Here is a 3,133-nt window from a genome sequence, read left to right as displayed (position 1 = left end):
TCCCTCTGTCGTTGACAAACTTCCTTAGCAGTTCGTAGTTTTTATAGTCTATCTCAAGCGTTGGGTCGAGACAGAATGGGCAAGGCTTTAATTTTCTTATCGCTTTCTTTTTAGCTTTTTTCTTTGCCATTTTATCTCCCTCTATACTGCTTTTTCGCTTTCATTATTTTTCGAATCGCTTTCTTTCTTCCTTAGTTTTTAAGATTACCCCTATTTATTACTCAGCAGTTGTCTTCTCATTGGATTCGTTTGTTTTTTCGTCTTTTGCATCAGTTTCAGGTTTCTCTGGTTCTGGTTCGGAATGCTTTTTAGGCTCTTCAGCAGGTGTTTCTTCTTCAGTTGGTGGTGTTTCTTCGGCTACTGCTTCCTCATGAGTGGTTGCCTCTTCAGTAGTGGGCGCAGCTTCAGCAACTTTTTCTTCAGCTGGCAACTCCTCAGCTTCGGTTGGCTTTTCGGCTTCTGAAGGTGCTTCATCGGTTACCTCGACTTCCTCTGAAATTTCTTCAGTCCTTACCACCTGTTCGGCTTCTTGCTGTTTCCTTTTGAGATATTCCACAGCGTTTGACTTTGCACGGACGATGAGATATCGAAGGACCTTTTCGTCCATTTTCAATGCTGACGATATCAGCGCAGGCGTATCTTTGCTGCCTTTGAATAGATAATAAACATAATAACCTGAGGTTCGTTTCTTTATGGGATAAACGAAGTCTATCATTCCCCAATCGGTTCTTCCTATGAACTCCTCAGAGTGCTTTTCAATTAATGATTGAACGACATCCGTTTCCCTTTTTAAGTCCGATTCCTCACCGTGAGGGTCAAATATAACTACGATTTCGTATAACTGGCTTTTCCCCATCTTTAACCTCTCTTACTTATTTCGAGCCTAAAATACTGTTACCATCGATGTGCGCAAGTATTTTTTTACTTGTATCTAAGTAAGATTGGAGCGATTACGAGCGATACGACAGCCATAAGCTTTATAAGTATGTTCATTGATGGTCCTGCAGTGTCTTTGAATGGGTCACCTACGGTATCTCCGACTACAGCGGCTTTATGAGCTTCTGAACCTTTTCCGCCGAGATTGCCCTCTTCTATGAACTTTTTCGCATTATCCCATGCGCCGCCACTGTTAGCCATGAAAAGTGCCAACATAACACCAGAAAGCGTTGCACCAGCGAGCACTCCACCCAAGGCTTCCCTGCCTATAATGAAACCTACTGCTACTGGTGTTACAATGGCTATTAGTCCAGGCAATATCATCTCTTTAAGGGCTGCTGATGTAGCTATGTCAACGCACTTCTCGACATCAGGATGAGCAGTTCCTTCGAGGAGTCCTTTTATTTCTCTGAACTGCCTTCTTATCTCTATAACGATTTTCTCGGCAGCTCTACCGACAGCTCTCATTGCAATGGATGCCACAAGGTATGGGACGAGTCCACCCACGAACAAGCCTATAACCACCAAAGGATTATTTAGATTAATTCCTTTAAGATTTGCAGCCTGCGAATAGGCGGAAAAAAGCGATAGCGCAGTTAGTGCCGCTGAGCCTATTGCGAAGCCTTTTCCTATGGCAGCAGTGGTGTTTCCCAGTGCATCCAGACGGTCAGTGATTTTTCTGACATCGTCGCCGAGACCAGCCATTTGTGTTATTCCACCTGCGTTGTCAGCTATAGGACCATATGCGTCCACGCTCATTATTACCCCCACAGTAGCAAGCATACCTACAGCGGCGAGCCCTATGCCATACAAACCGCCCAGCATGTAAGCAACATATGTTCCCGCAGCGATAATAAGAACAGGAGCCGCTACGCTTTCGAAGCCCACGGAAAGACCGGTTATAATATTAGTAGCAGGTCCAGTGGTGCAGGCGTCGGCTATTGTTTTTATCGGGTGTCCCGATGTGTAGTATTCTGCAAGAAGTCCTATTAATATTCCAATTACATTACCTACTATTAGCACAAAGAATAATTGCAGCGGCAATTCAAGCAGTTTTAGAACGATAAAAGCTCCGATGAAAAGTAGTATGCTGGCTACATAAGTAGCGCCGTTAAGTGCGGCTGCGGGACTGCTGAATTTTTCGAATAGTCTTAGCGACAAAATTCCTATAATTGATGCTATAAGTCCAACGGCGGCAACTATTATTGGCAATGCCATGTAGTTCCCGACCAGATTTGAGTGAGATATAACTTTTGATGTGGCGGCTATGGTTATGGTGGCTACCATCGCTCCTATATAGCTTTCGAATATGTCAGCGCCCATTCCTGCTACATCACCAACATTGTCGCCAACATTATCGGCAATAACCCCTGGATTTCTTGGGTCATCCTCAGGAATGTTTTTCTCGACTTTTCCAACGAGGTCAGCGCCTACATCGGCGCTTTTCGTATATATCCCACCGCCAAGTCTTGCGAAAAGTGCTATGGAACTTGCCCCCATTGCAAAACCAGAGAGTATATGTGCCGAGGCTACATCCTTAACTGCGATAACAAAGAACAAGCCAAGTCCGACGAGTCCCAGAGATGCCACTGAAAGTCCCATGACTGAGCCACCGAAAAATGCTACTCTTAAAGCCAGAGGTTGCCCGCCTATTTTTGCTGCCCAGCTTGTCCTCGCATTGGAACTTGTTGCCGCCATCATTCCGATGTATCCTGCAGTGGCAGAGCAAAGAGCACCACTTATAAAAGCCAGTGCGGTTTGCCAGTTGTATTCTCGAAGACCTATTAAGATAAGTATTGCTATTGCGATAATAAAAAATACTAATATCGAGTACTCTCGGCGAAGGAATGTCTTCGCACCTCGTTTTATCAGGTTAGAGATGTGTTGCATAAGTTCGGTTCCCGCGGGCTGTCTCTTGACATAGAGGAAAATGAAAAATCCGACAAGAAGACCTGCGGCACCGATGAGAGGTATCCAAAAATATTGCTCAAACATCATCTCTCCTCCGATTCGATTCCATTTAGTTTACTTCTACGATTGTAAACTTCCATCGCTCGCTGAATTCCCTTTGTAGCGCACATTATGGCTGCATCCGATGCTTTTTCTATTATCTTGGGAAGCGCTTCAAGTTCTTTATCGTCGAACTCTCCGAGAACGAAATCAACTGCATCAATACCTTCAGGAAGTGGACCTATCC

Annotated in this window: 4 protein-coding genes; all 4 read right to left on the bottom strand. The window is 44.6% G+C overall.

The features are described 5' to 3' along the window. The coding region (locus J7J62_05595) for a 30S ribosomal protein S18 (GenBank protein MCD6124627.1) at positions 1-130 on the bottom strand (130 nt) is incomplete at its 3' end. A gap of 87 nt (positions 131-217) precedes the next feature. Further along, entirely contained in the window at positions 218-856 is a 639-nt protein-coding gene (rpsF, locus tag J7J62_05590; GenBank protein MCD6124626.1) for a 30S ribosomal protein S6, read from the bottom strand. A 65-nt stretch (positions 857-921) separates the two neighbouring features. After that, a complete protein-coding gene (locus tag J7J62_05585) occupies positions 922-2,931 on the bottom strand; it encodes a sodium-translocating pyrophosphatase (protein ID MCD6124625.1) in 2,010 nt (669 codons plus the stop codon). Next, a partial coding sequence (locus tag J7J62_05580; GenBank protein MCD6124624.1) for a hypothetical protein occupies positions 2,931-3,133 on the bottom strand: 203 nt, incomplete at its 5' end. The genes J7J62_05585 and J7J62_05580, both read right to left, overlap by 1 nt.

The sequence above is a fragment of the bacterium genome (genome assembly GCA_021159335.1).
GTDB lineage: Bacteria > UBP14 > UBA6098 > B30-G16 > B30-G16 > JAGGRZ01.
The sequence above is the reverse complement of the archived record's forward strand: the minus strand, read 5'-3'. Positions and strand labels throughout refer to the sequence as shown.

Bases quoted from the DNA above. Each gene is read 5' to 3' on its own strand.
- rpsF (MCD6124626.1), bottom strand. From the start codon at position 856: ATGGGGAAAAGCCAGTTATACGAAATCGTAGTTATATTTGACCCTCAC.
- J7J62_05585 (MCD6124625.1), bottom strand. From the start codon at position 2,931: ATGTTTGAGCAATATTTTTGGATACCTCTCATCGGTGCCGCAGGTCTT.